Origin of the sequence: Paenarthrobacter ureafaciens, from assembly GCF_004028095.1 — a bacterium.
Taxonomy (GTDB): domain Bacteria; phylum Actinomycetota; class Actinomycetes; order Actinomycetales; family Micrococcaceae; genus Arthrobacter; species Arthrobacter ureafaciens.
Genome location: NZ_SBHM01000007.1, coordinates 2037596 through 2058937, shown reverse-complemented (window position 1 = coordinate 2058937; position 21342 = coordinate 2037596). Strand labels below are relative to the sequence as shown.

The 21342-nt window shown below is 63.1% G+C and carries 20 protein-coding genes; 7 read left to right on the top strand and 13 right to left on the bottom strand.

The window, feature by feature from the left end:
- Nucleotides 1-3 precede the first annotated feature (3 nt).
- A complete protein-coding gene (locus tag AUR_RS13930; RefSeq protein ID WP_062095181.1) occupies nucleotides 4-702 on the bottom strand; it encodes an SRPBCC family protein in 699 nt (232 codons plus the stop codon).
- Nucleotides 686-1354 carry an ArsR/SmtB family transcription factor gene (locus AUR_RS13925; RefSeq protein ID WP_062095179.1) on the bottom strand — a complete coding sequence of 223 codons (669 nt, stop codon included), beginning with the start codon at nucleotides 1352-1354 and terminating at the stop codon, nucleotides 686-688. The genes AUR_RS13930 and AUR_RS13925 overlap by 17 nt, the downstream gene beginning before the upstream one ends.
- Nucleotides 1355-1466: 112 nt before the next feature.
- Between AUR_RS13925 and AUR_RS13920 the strand changes: the two genes are divergently transcribed.
- The gene (locus AUR_RS13920) at nucleotides 1467-2396 is read left to right on the top strand and encodes a pseudouridine synthase (RefSeq protein ID WP_062095177.1); all 930 of its coding nucleotides are present in this window, start codon (nucleotides 1467-1469) and stop codon (nucleotides 2394-2396) included.
- A 53-nt stretch (nucleotides 2397-2449) separates the two neighbouring features.
- Here AUR_RS13920 and AUR_RS13915 read toward each other — a convergent pair whose 3' ends face one another.
- Nucleotides 2450-3004: an O-acetyl-ADP-ribose deacetylase gene (locus AUR_RS13915; RefSeq protein ID WP_062095175.1), complete on the bottom strand. Its 555-nt coding sequence runs from the start codon at nucleotides 3002-3004 to the stop codon at nucleotides 2450-2452.
- A 74-nt stretch (nucleotides 3005-3078) separates the two neighbouring features.
- Here AUR_RS13915 and AUR_RS13910 point away from each other — a divergent pair, with 74 nt between their 5' ends.
- Nucleotides 3079-3711 carry a DedA family protein gene (locus AUR_RS13910; RefSeq protein WP_164888685.1) on the top strand — a complete coding sequence of 211 codons (633 nt, stop codon included), beginning with the start codon at nucleotides 3079-3081 and terminating at the stop codon, nucleotides 3709-3711.
- A gap of 13 nt (nucleotides 3712-3724) precedes the next feature.
- Here AUR_RS13910 and AUR_RS13905 read toward each other — a convergent pair whose 3' ends face one another.
- The 8 genes from AUR_RS13905 to AUR_RS13870 all read right to left on the bottom strand — a co-directional run bounded on the left by AUR_RS13905 (nucleotide 3725) and on the right by AUR_RS13870 (nucleotide 13339).
- Nucleotides 3725-4030, bottom strand: a complete 306-nt coding sequence (locus tag AUR_RS13905) for a hypothetical protein (RefSeq protein WP_062095173.1) — start codon at nucleotides 4028-4030, stop codon at nucleotides 3725-3727.
- Nucleotides 4031-4128: 98 nt separating this feature from the next.
- Nucleotides 4129-6927, bottom strand: a complete 2799-nt coding sequence (gene ppc, locus AUR_RS13900; RefSeq protein ID WP_128397187.1) for a phosphoenolpyruvate carboxylase — start codon at nucleotides 6925-6927, stop codon at nucleotides 4129-4131.
- 116 nt (nucleotides 6928-7043) lie between these two features.
- Entirely contained in the window at nucleotides 7044-7373 is a 330-nt protein-coding gene (locus AUR_RS13895) for a hypothetical protein (RefSeq protein ID WP_128397186.1), read from the bottom strand.
- Nucleotides 7374-7416: 43 nt separating this feature from the next.
- A complete protein-coding gene (locus tag AUR_RS13890; protein WP_062095167.1) occupies nucleotides 7417-8526 on the bottom strand; it encodes a hypothetical protein in 1110 nt (369 codons plus the stop codon).
- Entirely contained in the window at nucleotides 8523-9800 is a 1278-nt protein-coding gene (locus AUR_RS13885; RefSeq protein ID WP_062095166.1) for a glycosyltransferase family 2 protein, read from the bottom strand. Before AUR_RS13885 ends, AUR_RS13890 begins: the two co-directional genes overlap by 4 nt.
- On the bottom strand, nucleotides 9797-10711 hold the full coding sequence (locus tag AUR_RS13880; protein WP_062095164.1) for an ATP-grasp domain-containing protein: 915 nt from the start codon (nucleotides 10709-10711) through the stop codon (nucleotides 9797-9799). Before AUR_RS13880 ends, AUR_RS13885 begins: the two co-directional genes overlap by 4 nt.
- The gene (locus AUR_RS13875) at nucleotides 10711-11625 is read right to left on the bottom strand and encodes a PIG-L deacetylase family protein (RefSeq protein WP_083261935.1); all 915 of its coding nucleotides are present in this window, start codon (nucleotides 11623-11625) and stop codon (nucleotides 10711-10713) included. Before AUR_RS13875 ends, AUR_RS13880 begins: the two co-directional genes overlap by 1 nt.
- A gap of 124 nt (nucleotides 11626-11749) precedes the next feature.
- Nucleotides 11750-13339, bottom strand: a complete 1590-nt coding sequence (locus AUR_RS13870) for a sigma-70 family RNA polymerase sigma factor (RefSeq protein ID WP_062099008.1) — start codon at nucleotides 13337-13339, stop codon at nucleotides 11750-11752.
- A 469-nt stretch (nucleotides 13340-13808) separates the two neighbouring features.
- Here AUR_RS13870 and AUR_RS13865 point away from each other — a divergent pair, with 469 nt between their 5' ends.
- From AUR_RS13865 to AUR_RS13850, 3 genes are all read left to right on the top strand, one after another.
- Entirely contained in the window at nucleotides 13809-14324 is a 516-nt protein-coding gene (locus tag AUR_RS13865; RefSeq protein WP_241650926.1) for a hypothetical protein, read from the top strand.
- 92 nt (nucleotides 14325-14416) lie between these two features.
- Nucleotides 14417-15775, top strand: a complete 1359-nt coding sequence (locus AUR_RS20320; RefSeq protein ID WP_164888684.1) for an Ig-like domain-containing protein — start codon at nucleotides 14417-14419, stop codon at nucleotides 15773-15775.
- Nucleotides 15776-15966: 191 nt separating this feature from the next.
- Complete coding sequence (locus AUR_RS13850; RefSeq protein WP_128397184.1) at nucleotides 15967-16791, top strand: DUF1684 domain-containing protein; 825 nt, start codon at nucleotides 15967-15969, stop codon at nucleotides 16789-16791.
- Between the two features lie 71 nt (nucleotides 16792-16862).
- On the opposite strand, the gene AUR_RS13845 is transcribed toward AUR_RS13850, so the two are convergent.
- Nucleotides 16863-18080 carry an acyl-CoA dehydrogenase family protein gene (locus tag AUR_RS13845; protein ID WP_062095154.1) on the bottom strand — a complete coding sequence of 406 codons (1218 nt, stop codon included), beginning with the start codon at nucleotides 18078-18080 and terminating at the stop codon, nucleotides 16863-16865.
- A complete protein-coding gene (locus AUR_RS13840) occupies nucleotides 18077-18868 on the bottom strand; it encodes an SDR family NAD(P)-dependent oxidoreductase (protein WP_062095152.1) in 792 nt (263 codons plus the stop codon). The genes AUR_RS13845 and AUR_RS13840 overlap by 4 nt, the downstream gene beginning before the upstream one ends.
- A gap of 93 nt (nucleotides 18869-18961) precedes the next feature.
- On the opposite strand from AUR_RS13840, the gene AUR_RS13835 reads away from it, so the two are divergent.
- Together AUR_RS13835 and AUR_RS13830 are read left to right on the top strand one after the other, a co-directional pair.
- A complete protein-coding gene (locus AUR_RS13835; RefSeq protein ID WP_062095150.1) occupies nucleotides 18962-20113 on the top strand; it encodes a glycoside hydrolase family 76 protein in 1152 nt (383 codons plus the stop codon).
- 184 nt (nucleotides 20114-20297) lie between these two features.
- On the top strand, nucleotides 20298-21341 hold the full coding sequence (locus tag AUR_RS13830; RefSeq protein WP_062095148.1) for an iron ABC transporter substrate-binding protein: 1044 nt from the start codon (nucleotides 20298-20300) through the stop codon (nucleotides 21339-21341).
- Nucleotide 21342: the final 1 nt, after the last annotated feature.

The following is a 21342-nucleotide window of genomic DNA, read 5'->3' as shown; positions in this document are numbered from 1 at the left end:
CAGTTAGTTGGACGAGTAGACCCGCTCCAGGAAGGCGCCCCAGGTTTTGGCGGTGAGCTCGGACTCGCCGCTGCCGCCAAACTCGTGGACAGTCATGCCCACCGGTGCACCGAAAGCGTTCCGGCCAAAGAAGCGGTACATCGTGTCCGACGTGCGGATGCCCAGGAAGTTCTCGTTCGAGAAGTCCACTTCCCCTCTGAGCCGTCCCACACCGTCGACGTCCACATCAATGGAAGTTCCGGCAGCAGCTCCTTCGACGCCCAACGCCTCCTTCAACTTGATGAAGCCGTCCGGCGTCCGGGATGCCGCAGGTGCCTGGACGTCGGTGAAGACCACCGGTTGTCCGTCGAAGTAGCGGAGGTACTGGCCCAGGGTGTGGAGGTAGAACTCGGTGTGCTTGCTGGCGCCGTCGTATTGCTCGTCCCAATTATCGGCAAAGATGCCGCTGTGCACGTAGTGCAGCTTGGCCCGGCCACCTTCAAGCGGCTCAAGGACGTGCTCCAACTGGTTGAACCAGCCGTCAGGGCCCTCCATGCGGGAAACCAGGTGGTTTGGGTGTTCCTCCACGGTCTTCACGTCAGGCCACTGGTCGGTGGGGAACATCCACGCCGAGGTGCCCTTGGTGACGGCTTCCCAGACGCGCTCAGGAGTTCCGGGCAATTCGGTGTCCGCCACAATTTCGAACTTACGGTTGCCAGTCATTGCTCTGGTCCTTTTCTGCTGGTGCGTGCGTTGTTTGTTCAGTTGTTTGTTCCGTTACCGGTGTCTTCAATGCCGGATGAAGTACGACGACGAGCCGGTGCTTCCGTGCGCCGCCCGCCACTGCGGCAGCACCGCCGTCGTGATACTTGTCCACGAGCCGCGTCACGGCGACGCCGAGTTCCTCGGCGAAGGCGGCCCGCTCGGCTGCGGAGCGGAAGGTGATTTCCCCGTCGATGGCGAAGCTGGCGAGCTTCTTCTTGGCCGCCGCTGCGCCGGAGATGAGCTTGCCCATTTCCTGCACGGTGCGCGAAGCCAGGGAGAGGAGCCAGAAGGCCGAGAACCTGTCGGCAAAGCGGCGGGGATCGGGCGCCACGGAAGCCAGCGCACTCGGGGAAATGAGGTAGGACGCTGCCGTGGCACGCACGACGCGCTCGGTGACGTTGCCCTTGCGCCGCTCCTCCACCAGTTCCACCAAGCCATGCTGCTCCAGGGCCTTGAGGTGGTAGTTGACCTTCTGGCGCGGCATGTCCACCCTGGCCGCCAGCTGCGTTGCGGTTGCGGGCTGAGTGAGTTCCTGCAGGATCCGGGTGCGGATCGGATCCAGCGATGCTTCCGCCGCGGAGGGATCCTCGATCACTTCGATGTCCAACATGCCTCAAGTATCACTACCGACAACTTTTTTTGTCAAGAACTTTTTTGTGTTCGGTAGCCCCCTCCCCAGGGTCCAAGGGAGGGGCTGCCGGGCAACGTAGAATTATTCGGTGATGCAATCCCCCCTCCCCGTGCGCGACGGCGTGAACGCAACCCGCCTCCGGCTTCCGGATGAGGGCCCGTGGGAGACCGCGATGGACTACATGATGCATCGCTGGGGGCACATCGATCCCAAAGGCATCGAGGACCGCTTCGACGCCGGCGAAATTGTGGGCGAAGGCGGAATCCCGTTGAGCCGGGCCACCAAACTGGAGGACCACACCTTCATTTGGTACTACCGCACGCTCCCGCCGGAGACCCGCTTGCCCGTGGAAATCAACATCCTCCACCAGGACGAGCACATCCTGGTGGTGGACAAGCCGCACTTCCTGCCAACCACCCCGGGCGGCACCTATATCCAGGAATCGGCACTGGTCCGGCTGCGGAACCTCCTAAACCTGCCAGACCTCATCCCCATGCACCGTCTGGACAGAATGACGGCCGGTATCCTCCTCCTGTCCACCAACCCGGAAACACGCGGCAAGTACCAAGTGCTCTTCGAAAAACGCCAGGTCCAGAAGGACTACGAGTGCGTCTCTGCCGCGACCCCGGCCGCAGGGTATCCCGCCGTCGACTTCCCCGCAGTTGTCCGCAACCGCATGACCAAGTCCCGCAGCTACCTACTGGCAGAAGTGGTTGACGGCGAACCGAATGCGGAGACCCGGATTGAACAGATCAGGACCTTCGACGCCAGGGCGCAGCGCCGCGCGCTGTACCGTTTGGAACCACACACCGGGAAAACCCACCAACTGCGGGTTCACATGGCCTCACTGGGACTGGGCATCCTCCACGATGCGTTCTACCCGGACCTGCTGGACAAGGCGCCGGACGACTACAGCAAGCCGCTGCAACTCCTGGCCAGGGGTATCCGTTTTGTTGACCCCATCAGTAAGAAGCCCGTGGAGTACCGCAGCCGCTTGGAGCTCAGCGAAGCCCGCGTCTGACGCTCCGACGCGGCCCTATCCAACATGCGCGGCCCTATCCTTCAAACACAGCCCTAACCTTCAAAAACGGACTGAAAGACGGCCGCCGTCTGCTCCGAAAACAGCACGAACTCCACTATTTCCAGCGGACTTCCCGGGCCGCTGTTTCCTGAACCGCCTCGTTCCGGAACGGAGTCCCCCAAGGCGGTGACGACGTCGTACGCCACCTCCGCAACCTGGCGCGCATCCCAACCGTAAATCCCGGCACTGATCGCGGGAAAAGCCACGCTGCCGACGCCCAACTGCGAGGCAACCGCGAGGCTTTCGCGGAAACAGGAGGCAAGCAGCCCCGGGTCCGTTTCCCCGGCATGCCGGTTGGGCCCCACGGTGTGAATCACCCACCGCGCAGGAAGCCGGAACCCGGGAGTCGCCACGGCTTTCCCCACGTCCAGGCCGCCGGGCAGTTCGTTCCGCCGCAGTTCCCGGCAAGCCTCCAGTAATTCGCGCCCGGCCGCCCTGTGAATGGCACCGTCCACGCCCCCGCCGCCGAGCAATGATGAGTTGGCGGCGTTGACGATCGCGTCCGTGCTTCGCGTGGTGATGTCGCCTTGCAGGATCCTTATACGCATGCCGCCAGTCTTCCGTCGCGGGTGGGCAACGGCAAGGGAAGCGGCGGGCACGGCAAGTGCGGTACGTTGTGCGGGTGGACTTCATCTCGCCCGATTCGTGGGGATCGGCCATCTACCTGTGGATTGTTCCCGTGGTGCTTGGTGATGCCATTTTTCCGCCCGTTCCGTCAGAGATGGTGGTCATCACCGGCGGCGCCCTCGCGGCTGACGGCCACGCCAACTTCTGGTTGATCTTGTTCCTGGCCGCGTTCGCCTCATGGCTTGGCGATATGGCCGTCTACCTGCTCTTCAAACGGCGCATCAGCCACGTGCTGGACCGGTGGTCCTGGGGAAGGAAAACCCACTTGGCCATTCACGAAGCCATCGCCAAGGCCGGACGGTCCTCAACGTACGGGGCCATCATCGGTGCGCGGTTCATCCCGGCCGGGCGATTGGCGACGTCGGCCGCGTCAGGCATTGCCAACGTGTCCATCCGGGGATTCAGCCTGTGCGCCGGGCTTGGCGCCATCCTGTGGGCGGTATGGCAGGTTGGCTTGGGATACTTTGCGGGATCAGCCACCAAGCTGCCGTTTTGGGCGAGTTCATTGATCGGCGTGGCCGTGGGCCTGCTGATCGGCGTCGTGGTGGGCCTGATCGCGACGCGTCGACGCGGGAGCGCCTCACCAGTGGATGAACCGTTCGACGGCGACCTGCCGCAGCCCGAATGATGCCCCACCTCCGCTAGATCGGCGACCAGCGCCCCCGGCTGCGCCGCAGCACATAGAGGGCACCGGTCAGAGCCACGCGTTCGACGGCGTCACGCACCATGGCAGCGGACGTCCGGGCGGCGTCGTTCTCACCCGCGTAGTCCTGGGCGTCCACGGTGAACCGAAGGCTGATCTGGGGCACACCGCCCACAATGTCCAGCTGGTTCGATTCCACGTGGTGGCGGGTGCCCAGGGCCTCCACAGCTGCGGCCATCACGGACTCCGGCGCATTGCCGGGCTTGAGGCCGGTGATCTTCAGCTTGGTCTGGAACGAAGGCATCCCACCACCCTATCGTCGCCCCGGACGCTCTATCCCATCCCAACGGGTTTCGCCGGACGCTCTATCACATCCCGACGGGTCCCCCCGGGGTCGCTCTCCTAGCCGGTGTTCCGCAGGCCCGCAGCAACGCCATTGACCGTGATCAGCATGGCCCGCTGGAGCCGCTCATCGATTTCAGCTCCGGACACTGATTCTTCGCGGACGCGACGAAGGAGCTCCACCTGCAGGTAGCTGATGGGGTCAAGATACTGGTCCCGGATTTCCAGTGAACGCTTGAGCGTGGGCTGCGCGTCCAGCAGTTCCAGTTCCCCGGTGAGCCTCTCGACCTCGGCGACCGTCAGTTCGTACTCGTCCCGGATCATGTGGAAGAGCCGGTGGAGTTCCTGCGGCACCAAGGAGGACACGTAGTGCCCGGCAATTTCCATGTCCGTCTTAGCCAACGTCATCTCGACGTTGGAGATCACGGAACGGAAGAAGTGCCAGCGCTCCATCATCTCCATCAGCTGCTCCGTGTTGCCGGACTCGCGGGCCTTCTTCAGGCCTGAACCGACGCCGAACCAACCGGGAACAATCTGGCGGGACTGGGTCCATCCGAACACCCACGGGATTGCACGCAAGCCGCCCAGGCCTGCACCGGAATCGGGACGCTTGGACGGGCGGGAGCCGATGTTCAACGAGCCCAACTGCTCCACGGGCGTCGATGCCAGGAAGTAGGCCGGAAGGTCGGGATCGTCAATCAGGGCGCGGTACCGTGCGAACGCGGCGTCGGAAATGGTCTCCATGACGTTGCCGTAGCGTTCACGCTGGTCCTCGGACGTGCGCGGAGTGCGGTGCAGGGCCGAGCCCTGCATCACCGCCGCCAGCGACAGTTCCAAGTTTTCGCGTGCAAGCTCCGGCAAGGAGTACTTGTCCGAGATAACCTCGCCTTGCTCGGTGAACTTGATCTCACCCTCAAGCACCCCGTTGGGCTGGGCCATGATGGCGTCGTAGGTAGGTCCACCGCCGCGCCCCACTGAACCACCTCGGCCGTGGAAGAGCCGCACGCGGACACCATGCTTCGCAGCGACGTCGCGCAACTTCCGCTGGGTCTTGTGGATTTCCCACTGGCTGGTGAGCACGCCCGATTCCTTGTTGGAATCCGAGTAGCCCAGCATGATTTCCTGGATGTCCCCGCGCAGGCGGACGAGCTCACGGTAGGACGGATCAGACAAAAGCTGGTCCACGATTTCCGCAGAAGCACGCAGTTCTTCCACCGTCTCAAGCAGCGGAGCGAAACCGATCCGTGCGTGCGGATTCGCCCCGAAGAGGTCAATGAGCCCGGCTTCGCGGGCCAACACGGCGGCTGCCAGCACATCATCGGCACCGCGCGTCATGGAAATGATGTAGGTTTCCACGACGTCCGGCCCGTAAGTATTCAGGGCCTGGCGAATGCTCCGGAAGACGTCGTACGTACCGTCGGCGGCGCCGTCGAGCTTAATGGGGTGGCCGGACAAGGGACGGCGGGACGCCAGCTCTTCGCCGAGGAACGCGAGGCGCTCCTCGCGGGTGAGGGAGCCATACGGCTTCTCCGTCCCTAGCCTGTCGACGAGTTGACCCACGGCGTCGTGATGGTAATCGGCATGTTCACGGATGTCCAAGGTGGCCAAATGCAGACCGAACGCTGCGAGCGCCCTCCTGACACGGGCCAGGGCACCGTCCGCCACAAGCCCGGCGGCGTGGTTGCGGAGCGACGTTTCCAGGAGTCCGAATTCGGCGAGGAGTTCGGAGGTCGTGGCATAGTCGCGGCCCGGCTCGTGATACGTCGACGCCGAGATGCGACGCCCCGTATTGATGAGCTTGGCTTTGATGCATGTGAGCTTGAGCCTGTACGGCTCCTGCGCATTGAGCTCCAGCACCCGTTTGTCCAGGCCGGGCAGGTTCTTGAGGTCCACCTCGATGGAGTCCAGCAACTCCTGGTCAGCGCCGAACAGTGCGGTGGAGTTGGAAAGGACGGAAATCAGCTCATCGATCAGGGCAATGCTGATCCGGACCGCATTCTGGTTTTGGAGCTGGAGGATCTCGCGGGTAACAGCCGCCGTGACGTTCGGGTTGCCGTCCCGGTCACCACCGATCCAGGAGCCGAAGCGCAAGGGCGCGGCGCCTGTGGGGAGCTCGACTCCGTGTTCCGCCAGGAGCTCGGAAAGATCCGTGAGCATCTCCGGCATGGCATCGGTGAGGATGCTGTTCAAGTAGTAGATGGCATTGCGCGCTTCATCCACGGGAGTCGGCCGCACTTGCCGGAGCTCGTCTGTTTGCCACATCTGATCGATGATTTCGGCGAGCTGGCGGTCCTGACGGCGCCTGGCCGAGGTGCCTTCCGCAGTGGGCTGTGCCAGCACATCGGAAAGCTTACGGATCTTGTCCAGGACCGAACGCCTGGAGGCCTCGGTGGGGTGGGCGGTGAAGATCGGGCGGACATCGAGTTCGTTGACTACGTCCTGCAGGATCTCCGGCCCTGCCTGACCCGCGATTTCGGAAACGGCCTTAGCCAGCCAACCGTCCTTCTCCTGCCTGGTCCGCAGCCCCCGCACCCGGTGGACCTGCTCGGCAGCGTTGCTGAGGTGGAAGTAGAAAGCGAAAGCCCGGACCAAGTCGGTTGCCTGCTCCAGCGGCAGGGAGGCGAGCAATTCGCGGACCTGGGCTACGACGTCGTGCGCGCTCCACGGTCCGGTGGCATCGGCGCCGCCACGCGCCGCTTCCTTGGACTCCTTGGTCAGCAGGCGGACCTGCTCCACCAATTCCAGCAATTCGGGACCGTGTTGCCGGACCAACGACTCGCCCAGCAGGGTTGAAACCCTGCGGACGTCGGCTCGCAGTTCCGCGGCGAGATCAGTGGATTGCTGGGCAGTGTGAACCATGGAGTATTACCTTCGGAATCGGGTGTGGCCCGTACACTGCGCTGGATACTGTGAGCCGGATTACTAATGTTTCCCAAGGGATATTACCGGCAGCCCGGGATACCGCGGAATGCGTCTCAAATACTGGTTTCCGTGAAGCGCCGATCGTCCTTGCGGGTTGGCCCGCGGCCCAGCACAATCCTGCCGTCGTAGGGGTCGCCGCCCGGTACGCGGGGCCCCGCCGTCAAGTGCTCGTGCCTGCGTTGCCGCATCTCTTCAACGGCCGCCGCGGACTCCCACCGCGTAGGCGCACCGGTGGCCGGCTCGATCATGGACAGAACACTGCCGAGCGTACCGGTAGCCCCTTTCGCCGGGACGCCCCTACCCACCAAACGCACCCCCGCCCAGATCGACGCGAGGACAAGCCCCAAGCTGACAACTGCGGAAATCACGCCCTCCATCCCCATGCCAATCAGGGTACGCCCGCCGCACATACACGGACAGGGGCTTCTAGCGCCCCGACCAGGCCTTCTTCAGGACCTCCCAATGCTCGTCAGTCATCAAGCTTGCCGGCGTCACCGACACCGAGGCGGCGCCACCGCGGGCGGCGTCCCGGAGTTCCCGCCCAAGCCGCTCAGGCGTGATGACCCCTTCCGATGACCACAGGCCCAACGACAGGGACATACGCCAACCGGCACGCCGGTTCATGGCCCGGACCAGCTCCTTGGTTGGGGGTGCGTCGGCATCGTTCAGCCCAACGTACTGCCAGACATGGAGACGATCGAGCTGTTTAAGGAGGAGGTCGTAGTCATGCCCACTGTCCGAGCGATCCCCGGTGGCCAGCACCAGCGGCGAGCGCACGTCGGTCTCGGTCCGGACTCCATAAGGCTCGACGGCGGCACGCACCTTGCGGACGATGTCCGCCACTGCCTCGCTGCGCCACGTGCGGAGGTGGGCGTCCGCGGCGTCGATGGAACCGCTGCTGTTCCGGGGCCAGTCCTTCAGCCCGGTGGTCGCCTTGAAATCTTCAAGGTCATCAGTGCCGAATGTGAAGTCGTCAAACATCAGCTCGGTGAGGTCCACCGCCGTCGGGCGATACCGTTCGGCGACTTCCGATGCCAGGGCGGCCAACCGGTCACCCGCCTCCCCGTTCCGGAGGGCATTGACGCTCGCGAACGACGACGACCGTTGTCCGCTTGCATTCCGACCTGCAAGGGAAGGATCCTCCCCAAGGCTTCTGCCCAGGAGAACATCGATGGTCAGGACAATGTCCCGTTGCCGCCCTCCCGCCGAAGTACCTACGGCCTTGATGGCCTCGGCAACATAATCCCGGCCTGTCGCCGCAACTGCACCGGAGACAGCGTTGGGATTGCTATAGGACGGAAATGCCGTCCAGTCGGTGCGGCCCACGGCAAGGGAAACGGCTGTGGCATCCACGGCATCGAGCTGACCCGCAAGCCGGGGAAGATGCCCGGGATCATTGGTGGCAATGTCCTCGAACCCGAGGTTGACCATTCGGTCGGCGGGCCGCGAAGATTGCGCCGAAGATGACGACGTCATCACCAGAGATGACGCCGCCACCGCGAGCGCCGCCATGGCGGCGGCTATCTTTCGCTTCATGTTGGGGATCCGGTGGCGAGGTCGCCGTCCGTTGCACTGACTGAGACCACCCCTGTGCGCTGAAGCTTGTTCCACCGGGCGGGGCTGCCCCGCAATTCCTTGACGATCGCGCTCGCCAACGCCAGCCCCACGAAGACTGAGTAAAACGGCCACAGAAACACCGTCCACACGAAGCGGAGATCGCGCCAGGACTTGTTCAGCCCAATGGAGAAGACGATCAGCAGCAAGGATACGAAAAGGCCCAGCCACCCCAGGATGGCGAGCACCTCCCCAGGGATGGGTCCCTTGCCGGCGAGATACAGGAAAGGCAGTATGCCCAGGATTAACAGCTGCAGTACAGGGATCAGCACCATGGTGACGGCGTTGAAAATCAGGAACAGCCCAAAGGGCCCGTGATCCCATGTGCCCAGCATCCTGGCGTGCATGCGCAGGGTCTGCAGGAGGCCACGCGACCACCTCACGCGCTGGCGCCACAGACCGCCCATGGTGGACGGCGACTCGGCATAAACGAGTGCCTTCGGTTGGAAGCTGACCCGATAGCCTGCGCCATAGACGCGCCAAGTCAGCTCGAGGTCCTCACCCAGGGTGTCTTCGCAGAACCCGCCGACCTGCCGTACCAGGTCCGTGCGAAAGGCGCCGATGTTGCCGGAAACGATCGGAAGGCAGTGCATCAGCGACAAAGCCCGCCTGACGAGCCCTGTACCCACATGGCTGAGGATGGCGAGCATTCTGGTCTGAATCCGGTCCAGGTTCACCGGGCGGTCATCGCCGCACACGGCGCCCACCTTTGGATGGTCGAAGCCCTCCAGCATGTACAGGACAGTGTCCGGGGCGAAGATGCCGTCCGCATCCACGAACATCAGTACATCCCCGTGCGCGGCAGCGATTCCGGTGTTGAGCGCGGCACCTTTTCCGCCATTGGCCTTGGAAATGAAACGAACCCGGTCATGCTGATCCGCAAGCCCGGCCATGATGGAGGCAGTGTTATCCGTTGACCCGTCGTCCACCAGGATAATTTCCAGCCGAAGATAACGGCTGGCCAGGATGGACTCTACGCAGTTGGTGATCACCACTGCCTCGTTGTAGCCGGGGACGATGACCGAAACCAACGGCCTGCCCTCGGCCAGGGAGTACTTGTGCCTAACCCCCCGGGGCCGGTGGATGCGGTTGAAGTACAAAGCCAAGGGAACGTAAAGGATCTTGACGGCGCCAAACGCCAAAATCACCAGGCCTCCGATCTGGACAAAGGCAAGCGCGACGTCGACCAGCGTCACCCTGCCAGCCCCGAAGGCAGCCCTCGGACGTGGGCAGCCAACACGCTGTCCAAAAGCTCCGGTGCATGTGCGCTGTTGGCCCCGAAACGCGCATTGATTTCCAGCACGACGGGAGTCCCATCCGGCATGCGCCTGATGTCCAGGTCCACCGGTCCCACCAGGGCCAGGGCGTCGACTGCATCCCGGGCCAGCCCGGCTACGTCGGCATTGGCCGGGCTGTCTGTCCGGCGTACCGTCACGGCGTTACCTATCCGCCCCTGCTTGAGCTCGGTCTTCTCGAGCACGACGACGACGGCGGACCCTCCTTCCGCCCGGTGAACGACAGGCGCGAATTCGGTTCCGGGTGCGAAGCGCTGGACAATCCATGAGTCGTCGATAGTGGACCATATTCGTGCGGCGTGGCGGCCCCGGTCCGCGAGCTTCTCAAGGACGCGGACTCCACGTCCTCCCCGGGAGACGCGCGGTTTGACCACGATAGGACCGCCCAGGAAATCCATGGCTTCTTCCGCGGAATCGAAACTGCCGGGAAGCGCGAAGTCCGGGACGCCTACACCTGCGGTGTCCAGGCAGGTCATGGTGAGGAATTTGTCGTTGGCTATGTGGACGGGAGCGGGGTGTCCGATCACGACTCCGACGCCCGGTGCAAAATCATCACGGGCCTGGGCAACCAGAACCAATTCGTCGCTGACTGTCGGGATGACTGTATCTACGCCGTGTGAAGCCACAAGCCCACGCAGTTCCCAAAGGTATTGCGGAGCATAGGCACGCGATACGCGCACGACGACGTCCGCAAGGGAAGGATCAACGTCCTCCATATCAACACCGAGCACCCAGTGCCCCCGCGACCGGAGTTGCTGCGCCAGTGACGAACCTGCCGGACCCCCTAAGCCCGTTACCAGAAAGCGTGCCATCAGAATTCCCCCACTGCTGAACCGAGCAAACGGACGGGCTCGAAGCCCTCCGCGTAGTTCTGCTTGGCCTGGGAGCCCCGGAACGCTGCCAGGCTGCGGATTCGCTCAGGGCTCATGTAGGGCTTTCCCTTCTGGTCGCGGTGCATGGACACAGCGTGGATCTTCACGTCCACGTAGCCTGCGATGTCCACAAAGACGCTCGGATTGAATTGCCTCGTGGCAGACGGGCTTTCGAAGCACAAGATTGATGAGTGCTGGCGGGCCGCACGCATGGTGGCCTGATGCACCGCCAAGTGGTCCTGATGGTAGTCATGCCCTGAATGGGTCATCACAACATCCGGATTGAAATCCTTGATGAAGGCCTCAATGGTTTGAACCATCTCCTGGCCCTGCTGGGACAGCTTGGTGTCCTTGAAGTCGTGAACCTGTACTTCCGCGGCGCCCATGAACTCCGAACCGGATGAAGCCTCGACGGTGCGTACGGTGCTGTCGCCGCCTTGGCTTCCCGCACTCATCACCAACGTGCGGACCTCGTGCCCGGCATCTGCGAGCTTCGCCAAGGTAGCCCCGCACGCCAATTCAAGATCATCCGGGTGCGCTCCGATGGCCAGTACTCGGCGCGGCTGAGTCGCAACGCCGTGATCAATCCTCAATGCCGGGGACACGAGGAAGCCCACCAGCAGCGAGGCTCCGCTCAGCAGGACGAGGCCCTCAAGCAATGAGCGAAGGAGTGGCGTCAGCAGGCTCATCACCAACGCGGCAAGCAGTACTCCCCCGGCGCAGGCCATGGCCCACCTCAATCGGTGTGGTGTCCTGAACCTGCGGACTATCCAGTTCTTTCCGGCGGGAGCGATGGCCCCAACCACCGCCAAGGCGCCAAGCGCGCCCGCAACGACGAACAACGTCGCTTTCATTCTTCCCCTAAGTTCGCGGATAGCTAGCCCCACCTCGGGTGCTGCTATCAAGCAGTGGAGGAGGTCCCCCCTTCATGACGTACCGGACGGTGTGATGCAGCGCTCAGTCGCCGCGACCGCGAGCTCAGTACTCATAGCGGAGGTTGCCCGTACTGAATTCGCTGCCACTGAAGGAGTAGGTGAGGACGCCGCCGACCGGCCGGCTCGTGGTTTCTGCGGTCATATGGAAGTGCAGCTTGCCGGGCCGGATGGAACCAGTGTTACAAGTGACGGTTTGTTGGCCTTGGAACGAGCAAGTCCACCCCTTGGGGACAGTCAACGACTTCTCCAGGATGCGGGCATCAGGGCCCAGTGTGAAGGTGGCCGTACCCGGCCCGGAGGGTGCTGCCCCTCGTTGAAGGAAGTGCACGTGAACCGCGGTCAGGCCTGTGCGGGCGTCCTGAGCCGCCCAAACAGAGGTCGAAAGTGCAGTGGGATTCGCCGGTTGATCCGGTTCATCCGGTTCATCCGGTTCATCGGGTTCATCGGGCGCAGGGACCGGTTCCCGCTGAGGCTGCAGCGACTCTTGTGGACTTCCCGGCGGCAGCTCTTCCGTTGGCGCAGCTCCCTGCACCCCGGCAGCTTTTGGGACTTCCCGCTCATCGGATGGTTGCTGTTCCTGCTCCGTTGGCTGCATCTGCGCGGGGGCCGATGCGGCGGAGGGCAGTGCCGACTCGGGGGCCTGTTCCTGCGCGGATGCCGAAGGAGTCCCTGTTGCCTGACCGGAGGGCGTTGACTGTGGCCACGAGGGAAAGACAGAAGATTGGGCCTCGGGCTGCATGGAGTCGGCACGGTTGACCACCGGAGTTTCTGGAACAAAAAGACCGGCAACCCCCGAAACACCCAAGGCCAGCCCCAAACCCGCCGCCGCAACGACGGCCATCATCACTGGCTGGCTGATGGCAGGAGCCACGATGGCCGCCTTTACCGGGGCAAGTCCGCCCAGAACTCCCAGTCCGGCACCCTTGCCGGCCCATAAAGCCACCGGAACTCCGGTGACCATGGGAAGAAGCACAGCCCTCATGCTTCCTTGGACATCTTTCAGTTCGGAGAGGGCGTGGGTGCATTTTGAGCAACCGCCCAGGTGCTGACGCATTTTCCGCGACGCTGCCCGGGACAATCCACCACGGATGTACTGGCCTAGCTTCGAGGCATACACGGCGCATTCATCGTCGTGTTCATCAGCCACGTGGGCCTGTAAGTACTGTCTCCTCAAGCCTTCCCGGGCGCGCAGAGCGAGCGCTGAGACCGCGTTGGGTGAGAGGCCAAGGATGGGTGCCACCGCGGCGGGCTTCATCCGTTCCACGTCGAGGTACCACAGGACGGCCTTCCAGCGTTCGGGCAGCGCTTGGAATGCCTTGGCGACAGCATCCGATTCAAAAGCCTTGATAGCGGCATCCGGTTCCGACAGTGGGCGGTCCAATACGGCGTCGTCGCTACTGGGCAGAGTGCTTCCCGCTTTGCGGTTGCGGTGGTGGGAAAGCCTGGTGACGGTGGACAGGAGATACGCCCGGAAGAAGTTGTTGGGCCCTTTCCCGGCGACCAGGTTTTGCAGCACCGCCTGAAAGGCCTCGGCCACCACGTCCTCTGCGTCACTGGGGTTGTCCACGTTCCGCCGGGCAACCGCAGCGGCGATGGATATATGCCTCTCGTAGAGGTGGTCGAAGGCAGACATGTCGCCGCCGCGTACCAATTCGATATAGTGTCCGTCGCTCAGAACATCCGCGCCGGAATTATTGTTTGTGTTTTTCCTGGAGGCCACTATGGCATCCACACAACATAGAGAATTGCGCCCATATAAATGCAGTGATGGCGGGCCAGCAGATGTGACGCGAGTTTTTCTAAAGACTTTAAAAACGTTGCCTTGGAAAACTACGTCACGATCGGGAACAAGGGGGCACTATCCGCATATGACATCGTTCCGGAACAAATCCCTCGCCGAATGTTCATTTCCGCGCCATGTGCTCCTCCGGCGGTGGCAGACAGCCAGCTACAAGAGGGGCTGGCGGTTCCGGGCGGATTGGTTGCTGCCTGAAGTGCGCACAGTAGTCACGTCCTTGGCAACGTGCTATTCGGTCCCCGCAATGACCGCCAGGTCATTGGGTGCGGCCAGGGCCAGAAACGGTGTGGGGATCAGTGAAACCATGACTGACTTCCGGGCCCTCTTTGTTGCTGCTGACCAAACACTGGATATCGACGCACTCCAGTCCCTGGCAGAGGGCTGGGCGGAGGTGTCCGAAACGGTCCCGCCCATCTCGTGCACCGACGTCTACACAGGACTCGCCACACCAGCCCACTTCCAGCGTCGGATCCACGAAGTCTCCGTCGAAGATCCGGGCGCAGGGCCGCACGCCGTGGCCGTCATCGACCTCCCCGAACCACAGGGTGGCCGCAGCCACTGCTGGACCCTGTTGGCGCTGCTTGGGGATACGGTCCAGGCCGAACTCAAGGGAACTGGCGCCACGGCCATGTACCAGAATTCTTCAGTCCACGTGTTACTGCCGCTCTCGGCTTTCAGCCTGGGGCGTCTTCTGAACTGCAAGATCGCCGTGGAGTCCCTCGGGGAAGGAGTCCTCAGCCCGGCAAGGGTGAAGTTCCTGCCTTTCTCAGTCGACGCAGGGGCAACCACGTCCACAAATTCCCGCCCGGAGTCCATCTGAGCAAAACCTGGAACCTGGCGTCATGATCATCCTCAAGCGACCACTCATTAATGACGAAAATCTTTCGAGGATGCTAAGGACTTCCCAAAAAAATGAATAAACCGCTTCACATGAAGACCACCGCGTTGATGGCCGCATTTCTGGCTGTCTTCCTGACCTCTCTAGCGCTGGTCTGGGCTGCGCAGCCGGCCACTGCTGCAAATATTCCCGGAGCCAGCATCAGCATCAGCACAAACTCCGTAGTGACAAGCCAATGGGACCAGGTCGATCTGACCTGCGAGTGGAGCGTGCCGGACCACTCGCAGCCCGGGGACACCTTCCAAATGCAGCTGCCCCAAGAGCTTCGCTGGTTCGGCGCAGCATCGTTTGACCTGGACAATCCCGAAGGCGAAACTGTTGCCACCGCGGTGGCCGATGACTCGGGATTGGTGGTCTTTACCCTGACTGACTTCGTTGCCACGCACCCGCTTAAGGTGCGCGGCACGTGCAACTTCTCGACGCGTTACGCGGAGGTTCCGGGTGATGAGGAACGCGAGCAACTGGAATTCACCGTTGGCGATCGTGTTGTCCGTGTACCTGTAACCGTCACCCCCTGCGTCACCGACTGCACGCCGGCACCGGAATCTGCAGGCAAGGCGATGTGGTGGGCTGATGCGGGTCAGACACGGCTCGAGTCCATCATTTACATGCCGCCCATGCCCTCGCGTTCAAATGACGTGACGGTGACGGATACTCCTTCCGCAGGGATGGAAATTGACTGTGACGACGTCACACCGCGCGTTGGCCGAACCGTCAACGCAAACGGCAACGTCACCGATCCCATGGAAACCGATCGCTACCCCGCTGTTATCGAGTGCACACCGCAGGAAGTAACGGTGACGTGGACGGGTCTTCCCAGAGGGGAACGCGTTGAGCTTTTCGTCGTCACCGAGGTTACGGATGCGACGTTGGATGCCTACACGAACACCGGCACTGTGACGATCGACGGCATCGAAAATCCGGTCGGCGCAGAAACCCGACGGACCAGCGCCGAAGGAACCGGCGACGGCACCGCCACTCCGACGCCCACGCCCACGCCGACCACAGCCACGCCGACGCCTACGCCTACGCGCTCCAGCAGCACACCCACGCCCACCCCAACACCCACCACCGCCACGCCGACACCGACGCCTACGCCGACCACGCCCATGCCCACACCCACCATGACGGAACCCGCAACAGCCGAGCCCAGCACCTCGGCTCCGACGCCCTCCACGCCGGTGACAACACCCGCAGTCGAGGCTCCGAGCCAAACGCCGGAACAGCCAAAGAAGGTCCAGGACGACACTGAACTGGCCAGCACGGGAGCCAACGGTCCGGCCTTTGTCTTCGCCGCAGCCGCCTTGTTGGCATTGGGTTCACTGCTCGCCTTCGGCGCAGCACGGCGGTCGTCGCAGCGTCGTTCGCACTAAGGGCGTTGCCACGATCCGGCTCGCGCTGGCATGTATTGGGGGCCAGCGCGAGCCGCTCCATTTAAGCAGCCACGAAATTAAGGTGGGGGTAGCTGAAAAAGGGAAAGGAATTTTTACCCCTGCACCACGGTTTGTCCGTACGGTTGAAGTCCTCCAATCCATGGAGAACAGTCAAGGAACTGAGGAGAACCATGAGCGCGCCCACCACGGCTGATCAACAACTGGCACGCTGGGAGAGGTTCCGGGCAGGCCGCAACGCCGCGTTGGCGGCCGACCACGGATGGCTGACGCTCACGTCCTTCCAGTGGTTGGGGTCAGTCCCCGAACCCCTTGAGCTGGTCCCGGGGTTTTGGTCCACCGACGGGGCCTCCGCGACGCTGACGGCCGCGGCGGAAGACGGGTTGACGTTTGTTTCCTCGGGTGACCCTGTAATAGGGACCTACTCAGAAACCCTCCAGGACGAGGAGTCGCTGAACTGGGTTCAGTACGGCGGGTTGGACGGCACTCAGGTGGTCGTGGAGTTGGCCATGCGTGCGGACAAGTACGCCATCCGCACGCGTGACAACGGCTCCGCCGTCTACACGGAGTTCTCCGGCGTCCCCACCTACCCCTTCAACCCGGAATGGGTGATCAGCGGGAGGTTCGAGGCGTATGAGAATCCGGTGGAGGTTCCCATCGGCACAGCAAACCCGTTGGTAGACGGTGTGCATGTGTCCGTTGGCGAAGTGGTGTTCCACGTGCCCGGGATAGCGCACGAGGTCAGGCTGCATGCAGAAGCCGAGAAGCTGGGTGCCCTCAACGTGACCTTCCACGACGAGACCAATGGAGACACCACGGACGAGTGGCGCAAGGTCTTCATTCCCAAGCCTCGCCCGGACGGTTCGGTGATCATCGATTTCAACCGTGCCATCAACTACCCCAGCGCGTTCACGCCCTATGGCACCTGCCCCATGCCCGTCCGTGGCAACTCGATCGATGTTCGCGTTGAGGCGGGCGAAAAGCTCCCCGCGGACTAACGGGGACCAACGCGCACCAACGCAGGCCAGCAGCGAACCCGCAGACCCACAACGCCGGCCGGACCACTCCGTCAAACGATCGCCGAGTGTCCCGTCACCGCACGGCCCACAATCAAAGAGTTGATCTCAAAGGAACCTTCGTAGGTAAAGATCGCCTCGGCATCCGCGAAGACCTTGGCCATGCCGAAATCGGTCACAATACCGTTTCCACCCAGGATGGACCGGCCCATCGCGACGGTTTCCCGCATCCGTGCGCTGCAGTATGCCTTGGCCAGGGCAACTTGTGCCATGTCAGCCCCACCATGCCGCACGCCGTGGGCGTCAGTGAAGATCCCCTCCTGGAGTTGGGCAATACGGACCATCATTCCCATGCTGGCGGTGGCATTGCCCAGCATGTTCACCAGCTGTTGCTGGATGAGTTGGAACCTTGCGAGAGGCCTGCCGAACTGAGTGCGTTCCACGGCGTACTGCCGGGCGATGTCGAAGGCTGCCAACTGCTGCCCAACGGCCTGCCAGGCCACCATGATCCGGGAGCCCCTCAGGAGATGGTTGGTGTCGGCGAAGCTACTGATTCCTTCGAACCGGTCGGCTTCCAGGACCTGCACATCCTCGAACCGGATGTCGGCGTTCTGGACGGTTCGCAGGGCCACTTTATTCTCGATGCGGGTCCGAGTGATTCCCGGCAACGAGGCGTCCACAATGAAGCCCCGGATCGAACCGTCCCCCTCGTCCTTGGCCCACACCAGCATGTAGTCACAAAACGTCCCGTTGCCGATCCAGCGCTTGGCGCCATTGATCACCCAGTAGTCGCCGCCGTCGGACTCTGGCCTGGCGACGCGCCGGGCGGTGGTCTCCATGCCGCCGGCGACGTCGGATCCGTGATCCGGCTCGGTCAAGGCGAAGGCGCCGGTGGTGCGGAGGTTGGAGGCGTCGTCGAGGTAGCGGTCCTGCTGGGCGTCACTGCCAAAGTCGTAGAGGGACTCAACGAAGAGATCGTGGTGCACCATGAAGAACGTCGCAATTGAGGTGTCAACACGGGTCATCTCCGCGATGACCAGCCCAGCGAAGAGGTGCGTGTAACCGCGCTGGGCGGGTGCACTCAGACGCAGTGCCGCCAGCTTGGGAAGGATGTGCTCAGGGAACTCCGCGCGGTCCCACCACTGGCCGGCGTAGGGTGCGATCTCGGTGTCGAGGAACGCCCGCAGCTCCTTGAGCTTGCGTTGTTCCTGGACGCTGAGGAGCGATTCGAAGTCAAAGAAGTCTGCCGCGGGGAGTTCCTCGCCCATCATTTGAGCCCCATGCGGATGGCGCCATCAAGCCGGATGGTTTCGCCGTTGATCATGGCATTCTCCACGATGTGCGCTGCCAGGTTGGCGTACTCGGCGGGCCGGCCCAACCGGGCGGGGTGGGGCACCTGCTGGCCCAGGGATTCCTGTGCTGCCGGCGGCAGGCCGGCCATCATGGGCGTCTCGAAGATGCCGGGCGCGATCGTTGCTACCCGGATCAGCGAACGCGCGAATTCGCGGGCGAGAGGCAGTGTCATTGCCGCAACGGCGCCCTTGGACGCCGCATAAGCCGGCTGCCCGATCTGCCCTTCGAATGCCGCCACGGAGGCGGTGTTGATGATGACTCCGCGCTCCGGGCCACCTAGCTCGGTTGTAACCGGTTCGTTCTGCACCATGGCGGCGGCAGCGAGCCGCACCACGTTGAAGGTCCCCACGAGGTTGACGTGGATGACCTTGTTGAAAGCCTCGAGGGGTAGCACGCCGTCGCGGCCAAGGACCTTGCCGGGCGTTGCGATTCCGGCGCAATTGACCACGATCCGGAGGGTGCCCAGGGCCGCCGCGGCATCGATGGCGGCCTGGATTTGGGCTTCGTCGGTGACGTCGGCAGCCGAGAAAACTGCTTGCTGCCCGGAGGACGTGGCGTTCAATGCAGCGGCGTATTCCTCCCCGGCTGACTGGGGCAGGTCCACCAGCACCACCGAAGCTCCGGCGTCGAATAGCCTCCTCGCGGTGGCCGCGCCCAGCCCCGAGGCTCCCCCTGTTACCAGCGCAACCGTGCCTTTGATGTCCATCCATCCTCCTTGATGCAGACCCAAATCCGTTAATGCATGTTAACTGGAATCCCGGCCCGGCGCACGTCACTTCCTCCCCGCTAGGCTTGATCCATGCCCAGCACGAGCGCAGAACCACCCCTGTCCGCAGTACCGGCAGCAGTATGGGGAGAACGGGCCGACGCTGCAGCGCGTTCCGTGACGCGAACTTTCGGAAAGCGGCTCTTCTTCCTGCCCGGCACCCACATCGGCGCCGTCAGCTTTCCGGGCAGGTTCAGCCTCTTCGGCCCATGGCACTACTGGTGGCAGGCCCATTATGTGGATTGCCTGGTGGACGCGGGCCGCAGGGAACTCGCCTCGGGAGCAAGGTTCGACGGCGCCTCCCGCCCCAGCGCGGGCAGGCTCGCTTCCCGGCTGGTGACCACCATCCGGCTCCGGAACCGTTTCCGCTTCGTCAACCATTTCTATGACGACATGGCTTGGCTCGCGCTGTCGACGTTCAGGCTGGAGGAACTGGCCCGGGAGACCCGCAAGCCCGGACGGCGCCGCAACGCCTACGTTCGCAGGTGCCTCACGTTGCAGTTCGATTCTGCGGCTACGGAAGACCTGGGCGGCGGAACTTACTGGAGTACCGCGAGGGATTTCAAGAACACGCCCGCCACGGCTCCGATCGCACTGTATTTTGCCAGGACAGGGCAGAGGGACAAGGCGAAAGCCTTGGTGGCGTGGCTCAACACCAGGCTTCTGAACCAGGACACGGGCCTGTATATGGACGGCCTGCGGATCAGGAACGGCGAGCCTGTTCTTGAGAGCGCCGTCTACACCTATAACCAAGGTCCCGTACTCGGCGCGCTTCTGGAACTGGGCGGAGCAGTCGAACTGGAACAGGCGTCGAGGCTGATCGAGGCAATCGGCCGCGGCCTGACCCTTCCGGGTACCGGCGTCGTCCGCTGCGAGGGCACCGGCGATGGCGGCCTCTTCACCGGAATACTCTTGCGCTACCTGGCCTTGGCCGCCCGGGACGCCAGGCTCCCGGAGTCAACCCGCTCGGCGGCAAGGGACCTTGTCCTGGCTACCGCCGAGGCCATGTGGACGGGTCGTTCGGAACGGACCCCCGGCGGCCGCGAAGCCTCCAGGCCCCGCCTCATCTTCTCTTCCGATCCACAGCGTCCGGCCGGCGAAACATATCCAGAGGGGTCCGCCGTCGAACTTTCCACCCAACTTCAGGCCTGGATGGCATTGGAAGCGGCCGCAACGCTGGGCTAGGGGAATTACGTCACGCAATACTTGTGTAATTGACGTGATCCTTGTCACATAAGGCCTTCAGGGCTTCGTAAAGAAGGGTTGCCTAACCTACGCTTTTCACAGCGGGCACCCCCAAATCCCCGCCGCCCGCAGAGGCCCGGACCGACTTCCGGGCACCCACATCTGTTCGCAGAAAGAAGTCCGCATGAAGCTCCGCAAGAACGCGCTGGCAGGAATCGCTCTCGCCGCCACTGCCGCACTCGGCCTCGCCGCCTGTGGCTCCAACTCCGGCACCCCGGCCGCCTCCGAATCCGCTTCCGGCGAAGGCATCACGGTCTACAACGCCCAGCACGAAAGCCTCACCAAGGAATGGATCGACGCTTTCACCAAGGAGACCGGCATCAAGGTCACCCTCCGCCAGGGCTCGGACACCGAAATGTCCAACCAGATCATCCAGGAAGGCGCAGCTTCCCCGGCCGATGTGTTCCTGACCGAGAACTCACCCGCAATGGCGCAGGTTGAGAACGCCGGTCTCTTTGCCGACGTCGACAAGGCAACCGTCGACCAGGTTCCCGCCGAGTTCCGCCCCTCCACCAACAAGTGGACCGGCATCGCTGCCCGCTCCACCGTCTTCGTGTACGACAAGAACAAGATCAGCGAAGACAAGCTGCCCAAGTCCATGCTGGACCTGGCCAACCCTGAGTGGAAGGGCAAGTGGGCTGCGTCCCCCACCGGCGCCGACTTCCAGGCAATCGTGTCGGCCCTCCTTGAACTGAAGGGCGAGGCCGCTACCGAAGAGTGGCTCAAGGGCATGAAGGAAAACTTCAAGGCCTACAAGGGCAACAGCACCGCCATGAAGGCCGTGAACGCCGGTGAAGTGGATGGCGCGCTGATCTACCACTATTACTACTACGGCGATCAGGCCAAGACGGGCGAGAACTCCAAGAACGTCACCCCGTACTACTTCAAGAACCAGGATCCGGGCGCCTTCCTGTCCGTTTCCGGCGGCGGTGTCCTGAAGTCCTCCAAGCACGCTGAGGACGCGCAGGCATTCCTGAAGTTCATCACCGGCAAGAAGGGCCAGGAAATCCTGAAGAACGGCACCTCCTTCGAGTACGCCATCGCCTCCGGGGTTGATGCCAACGAGAAGCTGGTTCCCATCAAGGAACTCCAGGCTCCCACCGTTGATCCCGCAAAGCTCAACTCCACAAAGGTCACCGACATGATGACCAAGGCAGGACTGCTGTAAC